This is a genomic window from Paraburkholderia sp. CNPSo 3281, from assembly GCF_024206515.1.
In the GTDB taxonomy this organism is placed as follows: domain Bacteria; phylum Pseudomonadota; class Gammaproteobacteria; order Burkholderiales; family Burkholderiaceae; genus Paraburkholderia; species Paraburkholderia nodosa.
On the sequence record NZ_JAMBPS010000016.1, the window covers coordinates 127,431 to 142,366 of the forward strand.

The 14,936-nt window shown below is 65.8% G+C and carries 14 protein-coding genes; 6 read left to right on the forward strand and 8 right to left on the reverse strand.

Annotated features, from left to right (window positions below; genetic code table 11):
- Positions 1-11: 11 nt before the first annotated feature.
- The 7 genes from M3I56_RS18275 to M3I56_RS18305 all read right to left on the reverse strand — a co-directional run bounded on the left by M3I56_RS18275 (position 12) and on the right by M3I56_RS18305 (position 7,371).
- Complete coding sequence (locus tag M3I56_RS18275) at positions 12-1,061, reverse strand: bifunctional UDP-4-keto-pentose/UDP-xylose synthase (protein WP_254355172.1); 1,050 nt, start codon at positions 1,059-1,061, stop codon at positions 12-14.
- Positions 1,058-2,014 carry a formyltransferase gene (locus M3I56_RS18280; protein WP_254355173.1) on the reverse strand — a complete coding sequence of 319 codons (957 nt, stop codon included), beginning with the start codon at positions 2,012-2,014 and terminating at the stop codon, positions 1,058-1,060. Before M3I56_RS18280 ends, M3I56_RS18275 begins: the two co-directional genes overlap by 4 nt.
- A complete protein-coding gene (locus M3I56_RS18285; protein WP_254355174.1) occupies positions 2,011-3,117 on the reverse strand; it encodes a glycosyltransferase in 1,107 nt (368 codons plus the stop codon). Before M3I56_RS18285 ends, M3I56_RS18280 begins: the two co-directional genes overlap by 4 nt.
- Before the next feature lie 189 nt (positions 3,118-3,306).
- On the reverse strand, positions 3,307-4,470 hold the full coding sequence (locus M3I56_RS18290; protein ID WP_254355175.1) for a DegT/DnrJ/EryC1/StrS aminotransferase family protein: 1,164 nt from the start codon (positions 4,468-4,470) through the stop codon (positions 3,307-3,309).
- A 145-nt stretch (positions 4,471-4,615) separates the two neighbouring features.
- The gene (locus tag M3I56_RS18295; RefSeq protein ID WP_028204911.1) at positions 4,616-4,987 is read right to left on the reverse strand and encodes an SMR family transporter; all 372 of its coding nucleotides are present in this window, start codon (positions 4,985-4,987) and stop codon (positions 4,616-4,618) included.
- Between the two features lie 160 nt (positions 4,988-5,147).
- Positions 5,148-6,839: a glycosyltransferase family 39 protein gene (locus M3I56_RS18300; protein WP_254355176.1), complete on the reverse strand. Its 1,692-nt coding sequence runs from the start codon at positions 6,837-6,839 to the stop codon at positions 5,148-5,150.
- A 157-nt stretch (positions 6,840-6,996) separates the two neighbouring features.
- Positions 6,997-7,371 (reverse strand): Mth938-like domain-containing protein, encoded by a 375-nt coding sequence (locus M3I56_RS18305; RefSeq protein WP_254355177.1) that lies wholly within the window; start codon positions 7,369-7,371, stop codon positions 6,997-6,999.
- A 534-nt stretch (positions 7,372-7,905) separates the two neighbouring features.
- Here M3I56_RS18305 and M3I56_RS18310 point away from each other — a divergent pair.
- The 6 genes from M3I56_RS18310 (at position 7,906) to M3I56_RS18335 (ending at position 14,285) form a co-directional block, all read left to right on the forward strand.
- The gene (locus tag M3I56_RS18310; protein WP_254355178.1) at positions 7,906-9,144 is read left to right on the forward strand and encodes a pyridoxal phosphate-dependent aminotransferase; all 1,239 of its coding nucleotides are present in this window, start codon (positions 7,906-7,908) and stop codon (positions 9,142-9,144) included.
- 49 nt (positions 9,145-9,193) lie between these two features.
- A complete protein-coding gene (locus tag M3I56_RS18315) occupies positions 9,194-10,525 on the forward strand; it encodes a homoserine dehydrogenase (protein WP_254355179.1) in 1,332 nt (443 codons plus the stop codon).
- A 10-nt stretch (positions 10,526-10,535) separates the two neighbouring features.
- Positions 10,536-11,987: a threonine synthase gene (thrC, locus tag M3I56_RS18320; protein WP_254355180.1), complete on the forward strand. Its 1,452-nt coding sequence runs from the start codon at positions 10,536-10,538 to the stop codon at positions 11,985-11,987.
- Positions 11,988-12,285: 298 nt separating this feature from the next.
- Positions 12,286-13,512: a gephyrin-like molybdotransferase Glp gene (glp, locus tag M3I56_RS18325; protein ID WP_375541744.1), complete on the forward strand. Its 1,227-nt coding sequence runs from the start codon at positions 12,286-12,288 to the stop codon at positions 13,510-13,512.
- A gap of 13 nt (positions 13,513-13,525) precedes the next feature.
- Complete coding sequence (gene moaD, locus M3I56_RS18330) at positions 13,526-13,783, forward strand: molybdopterin converting factor subunit 1 (protein ID WP_254314079.1); 258 nt, start codon at positions 13,526-13,528, stop codon at positions 13,781-13,783.
- Positions 13,784-13,802: 19 nt separating this feature from the next.
- Positions 13,803-14,285, forward strand: a complete 483-nt coding sequence (locus tag M3I56_RS18335; RefSeq protein WP_254355182.1) for a molybdenum cofactor biosynthesis protein MoaE — start codon at positions 13,803-13,805, stop codon at positions 14,283-14,285.
- 98 nt (positions 14,286-14,383) lie between these two features.
- Here M3I56_RS18335 and M3I56_RS18340 read toward each other — a convergent pair.
- Positions 14,384-14,936, reverse strand: a 553-nt coding sequence (locus tag M3I56_RS18340; protein WP_254355183.1) for a group III truncated hemoglobin, incomplete at its 5' end; no start/stop codon positions are given.

The following is a 14,936-nucleotide window of genomic DNA, read 5'->3' on the forward strand; positions in this document are numbered from 1 at the left end:
TTCTCTAGCGCTTAATGTTGCTCGACGAGCGCACGCGCTTCGGCCACGTGGCCGCGGTACGCTTCGAAGATCTTGCGCAGCGCTTCGTCGAAGGTCGACTTCGGCGCCCAGCCGAGTTCCTGCTTCGTGTTGTCGATCTTCGGCACGCGGTTCTGCACGTCCTGATAGCCCGCGCCGTAGTACGCGCCCGACGACGTTTCGACGAGCTGCACCTTCTTCGCCATTTCCGCGTATTCCGGGAATTCGGCGGCGAGCGCGAGCATCTTGTGTGCGAGTTCGCGCACCGAGAAGTTGTTGGTCGGGTTGCCGATGTTGTAGATCTTGCCCGTGGCGACGCCGTCCTTGTTCTCGATGATCTTCATGAGCGCTTCGATGCCGTCGTCGATGTCGGTGAACGCACGCTTTTGCGCGCCGCCATCCACGAGGCTGATGTTCTCGCCGCGCACGATATGGCCGAGGAACTGCGTCACGACGCGCGACGAACCTTCCTTCGGCGTGTAGATCGAGTCGAGGCCAGGGCCGATCCAGTTGAACGGACGGAACAGCGTGAAATTCAGGCCTTCCATGCCATAGCCCCAGATCACGCGGTCCATGAGCTGCTTCGAGCACGCGTAGATCCAGCGCGGCTTGTTGATCGGGCCGTAGGTCAGCGCCGAGGCGTCCGGGTCGAACTGCTCGTCCGGGCACATGCCATAGACTTCCGACGTCGACGGGAAGACGAGGTGCTTGCGGTACTTCACGGCCGAACGCACGATCGGCAGGTTCGCTTCGAAGTCGAGTTCGAACACGCGCAGCGGCTGCTGCACGTAGGTGGCGGGCGTCGCGATGGCGACCAGCGGCAGGATCACGTCGCACTTCTTGACGTGGTACTCAACCCACTCCTTGTTGATCGTGATGTCGCCTTCGAAGAAGTGCATCCGCTCATGCTTGACGAGGTCGCCGAGGCGATCCGTCTGCATGTCCATGCCGAACACTTCCCAGTTCGTGGCTTCGAGGATGCGTTTGGAGAGGTGGTGGCCGATAAAGCCGTTCACACCCAGGATCAGAACTTTTTTGGTCATGGACGGGGGACAGATGAAATGAGTTCGGAGAACGCGGCGGGGCTGATGACGGTCTCCTGACCGTCATGCGCATGCCGCAGTTCGTGGATCGCGATGGCGCGTGCGTCGCCGCAGACGGCGAAAAGCGCATTATCGCTTACGTGGATGCCGGCGGGCAATCCGGCGAGGGGGCGGACCCTTTCGGCGTCTTGCGAGCCGGGGCGCACGAGACGCGCGCGGGCAATCACGAAACGCGCGTTGCCGATGTCGGTGAACGCGCCCGGATAGGGCGGCGCGACGGCGCGGATCAGGTTGTACACGTGCTGCGCGCTTTCGCCGAAATCGATGCGGCCGTCCTCGGGCTTGCGCCCGCCGTAGTAGCTGCCCCGGGTGAGATCGTTCGGCAGATGCGGTGCCTCGCCCGCGATCAGCGCGGGCAGCACGCGCCAGAGCGTCTGCTCGGCGGCGACCGTCACCTTGTCGAAGACTTGCGCGGCGGTGTCGTCGGGCAGGATCGGCACCGGGGTTTGCGCGACGATCGCGCCCGCGTCGGGCTTCGCGGCCATTTCGTGCAGCGTGGCGCCCGTTTCGGTTTCGCCGTTGAGCACGGCCCAGTTCGTGGGCACGCGGCCGCGGTATTTCGGCAGCAGCGAGCCGTGCACGTTGTACGCGCCGCGCCCTGCGAGCGCGAGCAGGTCCACGGGCAGCATGTGCCGGTAGTAGAACGAGAAGATGAAGTCCGGGCGCGCCGCGGAAACGGCCGCACGCAGTTCGGCGCTCTTCGGGTCGGCGGGCGTGACGACCTCGATGCCATGCTCCCCGGCCACCGACTTCACGCTGCCGAACCAGATGTTTTCAGTCGGGCTGTCTTCATGCGTGACGACGAGTGCAACGTCGACGCCGCCCGCGAGCAATACCTGCAGACAGCGTACGCCCACGTTGTGATACGCGAAGACTACGGCGCGCGGTTTCATTGGCCGGCTCCTTCGTTGGCCGGGTTCGTGGTCGCGGGCCGTGCAGCAGCACCTGCCGCTCGCGCGGGTTCAGCCGGCTGCGCGAATGCGGCGGCCTGCATGAAATCCTGGCGCGGCGTATCGGCGACGGCGCGGCCATTGCGCTCCTCGAGGATCGTCTGGATCAGGTAACGCGGACGCGCGCGCACCTGCTGGTAGATGCGGCCGATGTACTCGCCGAGCAGACCGAGCGCGAAGATGATCACGCCGAGCAGGAAGAACGTGATGGCGAAGAGCGTGAACACACCTTGCACTTCCGCGCCGAGGATGAAGCGGCGAATCAGCAGCAGCAGGAACAGGCCTGCCGAGCCGAGCGAGAGGATCACGCCGATGAACGAGAGCCACTGCAGCGGCACGACGGAGAAGCCCGTCACGAGGTCGAAATTCAGGCGAATGAGGCTGTAGAGCGAGTACTTCGATTCGCCCGCGAAGCGCTCCTCGTGCGCGACCTCCACCTCGACCGGGTTCTGCGAGAACGTGTAGGCGAGCGCCGGAATGAAGGTGTTGATTTCGCCGCAGCGGTTGATCGTGTCGATGATGCGGCGGTTGTACGCGCGCAGCATGCAGCCCTGGTCGGTCATCTTGATGCGCGTGATGCGCTCGCGCAGACGGTTCATCACCTGCGAAGCCTTGCGCCGCCAGAGGCTGTCCTGTCGCTGCTTGCGGATGGTGCCGACGTAGTCGTAGCCCTCGCGCATCTTCTCGACGAGCTTGCCGATTTCCTCGGGCGGATTTTGCAGGTCGGCGTCGAGCGTGATGACGATCTCGCCGCGGGCCTGCTCGAAGCCCGCGAGAATCGCCATGTGCTGGCCGTAGTTGCCGTTGAGCAGGATCGCGCGCGTGGTATCGGGCCGCGCGCGGAACTGCTCCGCGAGCATCGCGGCCGAGCGGTCGCGGCTGCCGTCGTTGATGAAGATCACTTCGTACGAGGTGCCGAGCTTGTCGAGCGCCGGATACAGGCGCGCGAACAGCGCGGGAAGGCCAGCTTCCTCGTTGTAGACCGGAATGATGACCGAGACTTCCGGCGTGTCCGGGGTCAAGGTGACTTGTTCCGTTTGACTCATGTGTGCGTCGATTCCGTTATTGGATGCTTCGGTTTGCTGCATGCGCAAATCGGCGGCGCGTGCGCTGCGCCGTCCGCCTGCGTTTCCCCTGTGGCGACCAGCGTTGGCGCTTTAGCGCTTATTCTGGTCCCATGCCCGTCAGGGCGGCTCCATCCAGTCCCCGACTTCCGTTACTGCCTGTTTTGCCAGTTACCTGGCAAACTTTGTGCAAATCTCATTCACTGCACTGCACACGCGCGCCACGTCGGCTTCGCTCATCTGCGTGAAGAGCGGCAGCGTGACCGTGCTCGCGCCGAAGCGCTCCGCGTGCGGGAACATGCCCGCCCTGAAACCACGTTCGCGGTAGAGCGTGAAGAGGTGGATGGCCGGGTAATGCACGCCCGAGCCAATCCCGCGCTCCTTGAGTTCGCCCATGAAACCGGCGCGGTCGATCGCGAGCTTGTCGAGCGGCAGCGTGATCTGGAACATGTGCCAGTTGCTGTTGGCGAAATCGGCGAGCGGCAGGCCGACACCGAGCTTAACCGCCGCGCCGCCTTCGAAGCCCGCGAAGTAAGCCCGCGCAAGCTCGCGGCGCTGCCGGATGAAGCGCTCGATGTGCTTGAGCTGGCCGAGCCCGACACGCGCCGCCACATCTGTGAGATTGTACTTGCCGCCAAGGACGTCGCAGTCCATACCGTCGAAGCCCGTGCGCGTAATGCCCTGGAGGCGGTACTTCTGCGCGAGCACGGCCTCGGCTTCGTCGTTGAGGACGAGCGCGCCGCCTTCGATCGACGTGAGGTTCTTGTTGGCGTGGAAGCTGAACGAGACGATGTCGCCGATCGCGCCGATGCGCTTGCCGTTCCAGGTCGAGCCGAACGCCTGTGCGGCGTCCTCGATCACGCGCAGCTTGTGCTGGCGGGCGATCGCGTAGAGCCGGTCCATGTCGACGGGCAGGCCCGAGAGATAGACCGGGATGATGGCTTTGGTCTTCGGCGTGATGGCGGCTTCGAGCTTGTCGAGGTCGATGTTGCGCGTGACGGGATCGATGTCGGCGAACACCGGCGTCGCCCCGACTTCATAGACCACATTGCTGGTCGCGACCCATGAGGCGGGCGTGGTGATGACTTCGTCGCCGGGACCCACGCCGGCAATGCGCAAACCGACTTCGAGCGTCGCCGTGCCCGAGTTGAAGGTGCGCACGGGACGGCCGCCGCAGTATTCGGAGAGCGCCGCCTCGAACGCCTGGTTCTGCGGGCCGGTCGTGATCCAGCCCGAGCGCAGCACGTCGGCGACGCCCTGGATGGTTTCCTCGTCGATTTCGGGGCGCACGAACGGCAGGAACGGAAGGGTCGACTGCGGGGATGACTGGGTCATGAGTGCCTTGCTCTTTGCTCGTCAGAAAGTGGGGCCGGGCAGCAGGGCTGCCGCGGCGCATCTTACGAAATGCTTATATGGGCGCAATACGCTGCGCTGCAAGCGGTCTCGCCACGCGCGCCACAATCGCGCGCGCCGCGGCGCGTTAGCTGCGCGCCAGCACGAACACGCCGATCAGGATGATGCCGATACCCACGAGCCGCTGCACGCTCAGCACCTCGCCGAACAGATACCACGCCGCGAACGCGTTGACCACGTAGCCGAGCGAGAGCATCGGGTAGGCGATCGAGACGTCCACGCGCGAGAGCCCGACGATCCACACGACCACGCTGAATACGTAGCAGGTGAGGCCGCCGAGAATCGGCACTTGTGTCGCGAGCTTCAGGCCAATGGGCAAGATGTTCGCACGGCTGAATTCGAAGTGTCCAACGGCATTGACACCCGCTTTCAGCAACAGTTGCGCACACGCGTTGAGGCCGACGCCGGCGAGGATGCAGATGAGGGAAATCGGATTCATCGGAAAGGGTGGTTCAACGGATTATCGGGTTGGGGCGGGAGCCAGGCCGCGCCGCGCAGGGGGAGCCTCGCCGGCCGGGCCGCGCCGGCTCGTGCCTGCGCGGCCCGGCCAATTATCGCCCATGCGTCAATCGGGGCCAGGGAGGGGGGCCAGCAAGCGCTCAGGATTGCGGCTTTTCAACGATCACGCGCCGCGCGTCGCGGGCGATCACCTGCATCGGCAGGCCTTGCGCGGCCAGTTCTTCGTAGCGCTTCACCGGAATCAGCGCGAGCGCATAGCGGTCGGACTTCCAGCGCGCCTCCCAGTCGGCAATGGTCGGCACCCATTTTTGTGGCTCCTCGGAGATGCCGAAGGCCAGCTCGTCGGTGACCTCGACCATCGTCATCGTATGGCGCACGTAGAAGGGCATGGTGTGGTCGAGCACGCCCACCGAGTAGAACGGCGTGTCGGGCGGCAGCTTCGCAATCGCGGCGCGCACCGCGGGCGCGAGCGGCGCGCCGGAACTCAGCGTGCCGAACACGTCGTGGCCCGTGCCCGCAATGGTCGCGAGCAGCAGCCACGCGGTGCCGAGCGCAACCGCCGGCACGCGCGCGCCGGTTTCGGGTGTGCGCTTCGCGCGGTTCAGGCGCAGGCCGGCCATGGTGACGACGAAGGCGACCGCGGCCGCGGCGAACACCCATACCTGGAACGCCCGGTAGAGCGCGTTCGGATTGCGCGCGTCGCCAAGCCGCGTGAGCACGAACGAAGCCGCCATCAGCACGACGGCGAACAGCGCGTAGCCCGCGAGGTGCCTGTTCCACTGGGCGCGCGTCATGACCGGCAGATACATGCCGATGATGAGCGCGATGGGCGGCGCGATCGGCAGAACGTAGGAAACGAGCTTCGAGTGCGAGGCGCTGAAGAACAGGAAAATGAACACCGTCCACACGAGCATCAGCATGACGGGCGAGAAACCGTTGGGCTGACGCGGCGCGCGCACCGCATGGCGCACACTCTGCACGCTCACCGAAAGCCACGGCAGGAAGCCTACCAGCATGACCGGCACGAAGTAGTAAAACGGGCCGGGGCGGTTCTGCGCGGGCGTGAGATAGCGCTGGAACTGCTGGACGATGAAGAAGAAGTTGAAGAACTCGGGGTTGCGCTGCTGCACGAGGATGAACCACGGCGAGACGATCGCGAAGAACACGATCAGGCCGCTCACGAGATAGAGGCGCTTCCAGAGCGCCCAGTCGCGCGAGACCGCCGTATAGAGCACCAGCACGGCGCCCGGCAGGATCAGGCCGACGAGGCCCTTGGACAGCACCGCCATCGCCATGGCGGCCCAGCACACCCACATCCACAGGCGCGCGTGCGTCGTGGGCAGGTTCGGGCGCTGCGCGAGCAGCAGCGCGCACAGCGTGAGCTGCATCCAGAACGCGAGGCCCATGTCTAGCGTGTTGAAGTGGCCCATCAGGTTCCAGTACGGCGCGCAGGCGAGCACGACCGCGGCGAAGAAGCCCGTGGCGGCGTTGAATACGCGCGCGCCGGTGAAGCCGATCACCAATACGCCCGCGAAGCCGGTGAGCGCCGTGTAGAGACGCGCCTGCCACTCGCCGATGCCGAACCACGCGAACGTGAGCGCGTTCATCCAGGTTTGCAGCGGGGGCTTTTCGAAGTACTTGTAGCCGTTGTAGCGCGGCGTGATCCAGTCGCCGCTCGCGAGCATTTCGCGCGCCATTTCGGCGTAGCGGCCTTCGTCGCTCGGCAGCAGGTGGCGCCAGCCGAGCGGCAGGAACCAGATCACGGCGAGGGCGAGGATCAGGAGCAGGATCGCGCTGCGGTTGAGCGGTAGCCTCGATGGCGTATCGTTCATGGGTTTCAGCCTGTTCTTGTTGCAGTCGTTGCGGTCGAGGTGCGGAGCGCGCATTGGCCGCGCGCGGCATGCGGGCCAGGTCCGGCGCGCGCTTCACACGCGGCGCGCAAGTGTACTACGCCGCTGCGCGGCGACCTGATGGCAAGCTTAAGGCGCGTCAGCTTTCGATCAGAAGCGCGGCCGCCACGCGGCGGCCTTCGGCCATGAGAATGTTGTAGGTGCGGCAGGCGGCCTTGAAGTCCATCGCCTCGACGCCGATACGCTTCGCGGCGAGCGCCGCAGTCAGGCGCGGATGCGGGAAGCGCAGCCGCTCTCCGCTGCCGAATACGACCACTTCGGGGTTCAGCGGGAGAAGCATCTCGAAGAGTTCGGGCGTGAGGGCGTCGAACGCCTGCACCGGCCAGGGGGTGACCGGCGATTCGGGCATCACGATGATGCTGCCCATATGGCGTTCGAGGTTCACTTCGACGTAGTCGGCGCCGTAACCGGTCACGGTGTTCAGCGCGGCGCTGGAGTCCTGGTGTAGTTTCAAAACGGGGTTCCGGGGTAAGGGCAGGTCGGGTGCGCAAGCGAGGGGGCGCATATCCTGTGCCGACGCCGGACTCGGCGCGAACGGCTTTGCAGCCCGCCTTGTCACCCGCTTCGCGACCCGCCTCCTGGCCGATTGCGCATTGCGGAAGTTGGTCAAAATCCGCTAAATTATAGCTTTTTAGCCGCCGCTGCGGCGGCGCCCGCGGGTAGACCGCGCCGGCAGGCCGCTACGTGCGCCATCCGCGCATCGGGCGAGGGCAGCCACAAGCTGCCGGGGCGGTATTGGGGTGGTCGGGTTGGCCAGCGCACGCTTTCTTCCGAAGCGTCGTGTGCACCCCGCGCTGCCCCTCGCAATCGTGCACGGCTTTTGTCCCGCCGGGGGCGCCCTCCGGCCCCCTTGCCTGTCTTGTCCGCCAAGGCGCCATCCGCCGGCCGGGCAACGGCATTTCAGCCTGTTCCAGCCCTTTTACCGCGTCTTACTCGCCTCTGACGCCCTGACTGATTCTCTTACCGCTTCTCTGACCGATAGCCCGCCGTGAAACCGATTCTCAAATCCAACAAGCTGCAGAACGTTTGCTACGACATCCGCGGGCCGGTGCTCGAGCACGCGAAGCGCCTCGAAGAAGAAGGCCATCGCATCATCAAGCTGAACATCGGCAATCTCGCGCCGTTCGGTTTCGACGCGCCCGACGAGGTCATTCAGGACATGATCCTGAACCTGCCGGGTTCCTCGGGGTATTCGGATTCGAAGGGCGTGTTCGCGGCGCGCAAGGCGATCATGCATTACGCGCAGCAAAAGGGCATCAAGGGCGTCGAGCTGGACGACATCTACATCGGCAACGGTGCGTCCGAACTGATCGTCATGGCCATGCAGGCGCTCCTGAACGACGGCGACGAAGTGCTGCTGCCCGCGCCCGACTATCCGCTGTGGACGGCGGCGGTGAGCCTCTCGGGCGGCACGCCCGTGCACTACATCTGCGACGAGTCGAACGCGTGGATGCCGGACCTCGACGACATCCGCTCGAAAATCACGCCGAACACGCGCGCGATCGTCGTCATCAACCCGAACAACCCCACCGGCGCGCTCTATTCGGACGACCTGCTGCGCGGCCTCGTGGCGATCGCGCGCGAGCACGGCCTGATCCTGTTCGCCGACGAGGTCTACGACAAGATCATTTACGACGACAAGACGCACACGGCGCTCGGCTCGCTCTCGGAAGACGTGATCACCGTCACGCTCAACAGCCTTTCGAAGAGCTATCGCGCGTGCGGCTACCGTGCGGGCTGGATGTTCCTCTCGGGCATGACGGGGGAAAACCGCCGCCGCTCGAAGGACTACACGGAAGGGCTCGGCATTCTCGCCTCGATGCGCCTGTGCGCGAACGTGCCGGGCCAGTACGCGATCCAGACGGCGCTGGGCGGCTACCAGAGCATCAACGAGCTGATCCACCCGGGCGGGCGCCTGTATCGCCAGCGCGAACTCGCATACAACATGCTCACGGCCATTCCGGGCGTGACCTGCGTGAAGCCGGAGGCGGCGCTGTACATGTTCCCGCGCCTCGACCCGAAGCTCTATCCGATCGAGAACGACCAGCAGTTCATCCTCGATCTGCTCCTGCAGGAGCGCGTGCTGCTCGTGCAGGGCACGGGCTTCAACTGGAAGCAGCCGGACCACTTCCGCGTGGTGTTCCTGCCGAACGTCGACGACCTGACCGATTCGATCAACCGCATCGCGCGCTTCCTCGACGGTTATCGGCAGCGGCACGGCACCTGAGCCAGTCACACGCATTCCCTTTTCAAACACTTGGACGAACACACGCTGCATGGATCCGATCAAAGTAGGTCTCTTGGGCTTCGGCACGGTGGGCAGCGGCACCTTCACGGTACTGCGCCGCAACCAGGAAGAAATCAAACGCCGCGCGGGCCGCGGCATCGAGGTGGCGCGCATTGCCGTGCGCAACCCGGCCAAGGCTACAGCGGCGCTCGGCAGTGAAGCCGGCAGCGTCGAGCTGACGACCGACTTCAACGCCGTGGTCGACGATCCCTCGATTTCGATCGTCGCCGAAATGATTGGCGGCACGACGCTGGCCAAGGATCTCGTGCTGCGCGCCATTGCCAACGGCAAGCATGTTGTCACGGCGAACAAGGCGCTGCTGGCGGTGCATGGCACCGAGATCTTCGAAGCGGCGCGCGCCAAGGGCGTGATGGTCGCGTTCGAGGCGGCGGTGGCGGGCGGCATCCCCATCATCAAGGCGCTGCGCGAAGGCCTCACGGCCAACCGCATCCAGTACATCGCCGGCATCATCAACGGCACGACGAACTACATCCTCTCGGAAATGCGTGAACGCGGGCTCGACTTCGCGACCGCATTGAAAGCCGCGCAGGAACTGGGCTACGCCGAAGCCGATCCGACCTTCGACATCGAAGGCGTGGACGCCGCGCACAAGGCCACGATCATGAGCGCGATCGCGTTCGGCGTGCCGGTGCAGTTCGACCGCGCCTACGTGGAAGGCATCAGCAAGCTCGACGCCATCGACATCAAGTACGCGGAAGAACTGGGCTATCGCATCAAGCTGCTCGGCATCGCGCGCCGCACCGATCGCGGCATCGAGCTGCGCACGCATCCCACGCTGATTCCGGCCAAGCGCCTGCTCGCCAACGTGGAAGGCGCAATGAATGCCGTGGTCGTGCACGGCGACGCCGTGGGCACGACGCTGTACTACGGCAAGGGCGCGGGCGCCGAGCCGACGGCATCCGCCGTGGTGGCCGATCTCGTCGATGTGACGCGCCTGCACACGGCCGACCCCGAGCACCGCGTGCCGCATCTGGCGTTCCAGCCAGACAGCCTTTCAAACACGCCGATCCTGCCGATCGACGAAGTCACGAGCGGCTACTACCTGCGCCTGCGGGTGGCGGACCAGACCGGCGTGATGGCGGCCATCACGCGCATCCTCGCGGACAGCGGCATCTCGATCGACGCGCTGCTGCAAAAGGAAGCGGAGCAGGTCGACGCGCAAGGCAAGGCGGAAACCGACATCATCCTGATCACGCACGAGACGCTCGAGAAGAACGTCAACGCGGCGATCGCGCAGATCGAAAAGCTCGCGACGGTGAAGTCGCAGGTCACGAAGCTGCGTATGGAAGGACTGAACTAAGGCAAGGGCTATGAATTACGTATCTACGCGCGGCGCGGGCGCCGGCGAGCATCATTCGTTTTCCGACATCCTGCTGGGCGGCCTCGCGCGCGACGGCGGCCTGTATCTGCCGGCCGACTATCCGCGGATCAGCAAGGAAGAACTGGCGCGCTGGCGCGGCCTGTCGTACGCGGATCTCGCGTTCGAGATCCTCTCGAAGTTCGCTGGCGACATTCCGGCCGAGGACCTGCGCGACATCACGCGCCGCACCTACACGGGCGAGACGTACCGCAACGTGCGCCATGGCGAAGACGCGAGCAAGATCACGCCGCTCACCACGCTCGGCGAGGAAAACGGCGCGCAGCTTTCGCTGCTCGAACTCTCGAACGGTCCGACGCTCGCGTTCAAGGACATGGCGATGCAGCTGCTCGGCAACCTGTTCGAGTACGCGCTCGCGAAGGCCGGCCAGGAGCTGAACATTCTCGGCGCGACGTCGGGCGACACCGGCAGCGCGGCTGAATACGCCATGCGCGGCAAGAAGGGCGTGCGCGTGTTCATGCTTTCGCCGCACAAGAAGATGAGCGCGTTCCAGACGGCGCAGATGTTCAGCCTGCAGGACCCGAACATCTTCAACCTGGCGGTGGAAGGCGTGTTCGACGACTGCCAGGACATCGTCAAGGCGGTTTCGAACGACCACGCGTTCAAGGCGCAGCAGAAGATCGGCACGGTCAACTCGATCAACTGGGCGCGTGTCGTGGCCCAGGTCGTGTACTACTTCGCCGGCTACTTCGCGGCGACGAAGTCGAACGACGAGCGCGTCTCGTTCACGGTGCCCTCGGGCAACTTCGGCAACGTGTGTGCGGGCCATATCGCGCGCATGATGGGCCTGCCGATCGAAAAGCTCGTGGTCGCGACCAACGAGAACGACGTGCTCGACGAGTTCTTCCGCACCGGCATTTATCGCGTGCGCGGCTCGGCCGAGACGTATCACACGACGAGCCCGAGCATGGACATCTCGAAGGCGTCGAACTTCGAGCGCTTCGTGTACGACTTGCTTGGCCGCGATCCGGCGCGCGTGACGCAGTTGTTCCGCGACGTCGAGGAGAAGGGCGGTTTCGATCTCGTGGCGAGCGGCGACTTCGTGCGCGTCGAGCAGTTCGGCTTCGTTTCGGGCAGCAGCAGCCACGACGACCGTATCGCCACGATTCGCGACATCTACTCGCGCTACAAGACGATGATCGACACTCATACGGCCGACGGCGTGAAGGTCGCCCGCGAACACCTGCAGCCGGGTGTGCCGATGATCGTGCTCGAAACCGCGCAGCCAGTGAAGTTCGGCGAGACGATTCGCGAAGCGCTGGACCGTGAGCCGGAGCGTCCGGCGGCGTTCGAAGGCCTCGAGGCGCTGCCGCAGCGCTTCGAAGTCGTGCCTGCCGACGCCCAGCGCGTGAAGGACTATATCGCCGCTCACACGGCGGACTGATCTATGCAGCCGGGGCCGGATCTGCTTGCGGTCCTGGCGCGTCGACATCTCATCAGCTTTTACGCGGCGGCGGGTTGCTCGAATCCGGCCGCGGCAACGCGCCAGCCGATCCCGCGCACTCGCACGCATTGCGCGCCAGGGATATCCACGGCATAAGGCACAGCGCGCCGGTCGCGCCGCTACAATAACGGCAGACCAACCGCTGCTGGCGGCCCCGCCGCCCAAGTCCGAGACGACCTCGATGTCCACGCCTACGTCCCCGTCTTCCGCTGCGCCGGCACCCGTGCCGCGCGCGCCGATGCTCTCCACCGCCGACGCCCTTGCCGCGCTGCTTGCCGCGGCGAAGCCGCTCGTCGGCACCGAAACGATTTCGACGTTCGACGCGTTGAACCGCGTGCTCGCCGCAGACGTCGTCTCGCCGCTCGACGTGCCGCCGATGCATACGAGCGCAATGGACGGCTACGCGGTGCGCGTGGCCGATCTCGCGCAAGGCAGCCGCCATCTTCCGGTTTCGCAGCGCATTCCCGCGGGCTACGCGCCACAGCCGCTCGCGGCGGGGACGGCGGCGCGCATCTTCACCGGCGCGACGGTGCCGCCGGGCGCGGACGCCGTGGTGATGCAGGAGCAGACCGAGGCCGCGCAAGGCGCCGTCACCTTTCTGCACGCGCCCAAGGCGGGCGAATGGATCACGGCGCAGGGCGCCGATATCCGCAAGAACACGGTGATCCTGCCGGCGGGCACGCGCCTCACGCCGGCGGCGCTCGGGCTCGCGGCGTCGGTTGGGTGCGCCACGCTCACCGTTGTGCGCCGCGTGAAGGTCGCGGTGTTCTTCACCGGCGACGAGCTGACGATGCCGGGCGAGCCGCTCAAGCCCGGCGCGATCTACAACTCGAACCGCTTCACGCTAACGGGCCTCTTGCGCAACCTCGGCTGCGAAGTCACCGACTACGGCATCGTGCCGGACCAACTCGACGTCACGCGCGCAACGCTGCGCGAGGCGGCCGCCGCCCACGACCTCATCCTTACCTCGGGTGGGGTCTCGGTCGGCGAGGAGGACCACGTGAGGCCCGCCGTCGAGGCCGAAGGCCGCATCAACCTGTGGCAGATCGCCATGAAGCCGGGCAAGCCGCTCGCGTTCGGCGCGGTGCGTCGGCTGCAGGGGGCGGCGGGCGCGGAAGCCGGCGAGGCGTTCTTCATCGGGCTGCCGGGCAACCCCGTGTCGAGTTTCGTCACCTTTCTGTTATTCGTGCGCCCGTTCCTGCTGCGGCTCGCGGGCGCGACGCAGGTGAGCCCGCGCGCGCTCTCGCTGCGCGCCGACTTTACCCAGGCGAAGAGCGACCGCCGCAACGAATTCCTGCGAGCGCGCGTGAACCAGGCTGGCGGTCTCGACCTGTTCTCGAACCAGAGTTCGGCGGTCCTCACCTCCACGGTCTGGGGCGACGGTCTCATCGACAATCCGCCCAATCATGCGATCAGCGCCGGCGAGACCGTGCGCTTTATTCCGTTCACCGAATTGCTGTACTGAAAAGCCTCGAGCGATGAAGATCCAGTTGAAATTTTTTGCGAGTGTGCGCGAGGCGCTGGGCGTCGCGGACGAAACGGTCACGCTGCCGGACGGCATCGCGACGGTCGGCGACGTGCGCGGCTGGTTGCGTGCGCGCGGCGGTGTGTGGGCCGAGACGCTGGCGGAAGGCCGCGCGCTGCGCATGGCCTGCAATCACGTGATGACGGATCCGCGCACGCGTATCACCGAGGGCTGCGAAGTGGCGTTTTTCCCGCCGGTGACGGGCGGCTGAGCGCAACAGGAGACTCACGATGCCCGTGCGCGTACAAACGGAAGATTTCGACCTCACTAGCGAGGTGGCGCAGCTGCGCGCGCGCAATCCGGCGATCGGCGCGGTGGCCTGCTTCGTCGGCACGGTGCGCGATCTGAACGACGGCAGCACGATCGCCTCGCTCGAACTCGAGCACTACCCGGGCATGACCGAGAAAGCGCTGGAGGCGATCGTCGGGCAGGCGCAGCGGCGCTGGGCGGGCATCGAGGTGCTGATCGTGCACAGGGTGGGCAAGCTCGCGCCGCTCGACCAGATCGTGCTGGTCGCGACCACCTCGAAGCATCGCGGCGACGCGTTCGCGTCCTGCGAGTTCGTCATGGACTACCTCAAGACCCAGGCGCCGTTCTGGAAGAAGGAAGAGACGGAGCAGGGCGCGCGCTGGGTCGATGCCCGCGAGAGTGACGATACGGCGCTGGCGCGCTGGGGCGTGGCCTCGGGGAATGCTTCGCGGGAATCCAGCTAGGTGCTCGTCCGTCGGGATGAGGGGCGGACTCAGCTCGCCCGCGCCCTGCCTAACGCAACTAACCGCCTATACCGGCACCTCGCCGAAAGCAGAGGTGCTCACTCTGCCGGCGTGCTCTCGTCGACATCCATCTGGCGGCCAACGAAACGGGCCGGAAACGGCTCGCCGGTCGGGCGCGTGGGCAAGTCGTGGCCGTGCCCGGCGGGGCGCCTGCGCGGCGCTACGCGATCGAGAAGCGCCTGTTGCTCAGGCGGAATCGTGTAATCCCAGCCAAAGCGGCTCAGTTGCAGGCTTTGCGCAATACGCAGCGCGGGTTCCATGAACTGCACGGCCGCAGCGGGCTCGTAGCGGGCCTGAACCGTGTCGAGGAAAAGATAGAGCCAGCGGCTGAAATGCTGCGGTTCGACGCCCGGCACCGGATCGTGCGCCTGCTGCACATTGCCGCGGTAGCTTTTGGTGCCGAGCACGAGGCTTGACCAGAAGCGGCACATCTTGGGCAGATGTTCGTCCCAGCGCCCGGCGAGCACGCCGTCGAACACCGGGCCGAGCATGACGTCGCCGCGCACGCGGTCGTAGAACGCGTAGACGAGTTCACCGATGTTCTCTTCAGTTGGCTGGGCGTGCAGCGCGGCGGCGGGGCGGGTGTCGGGG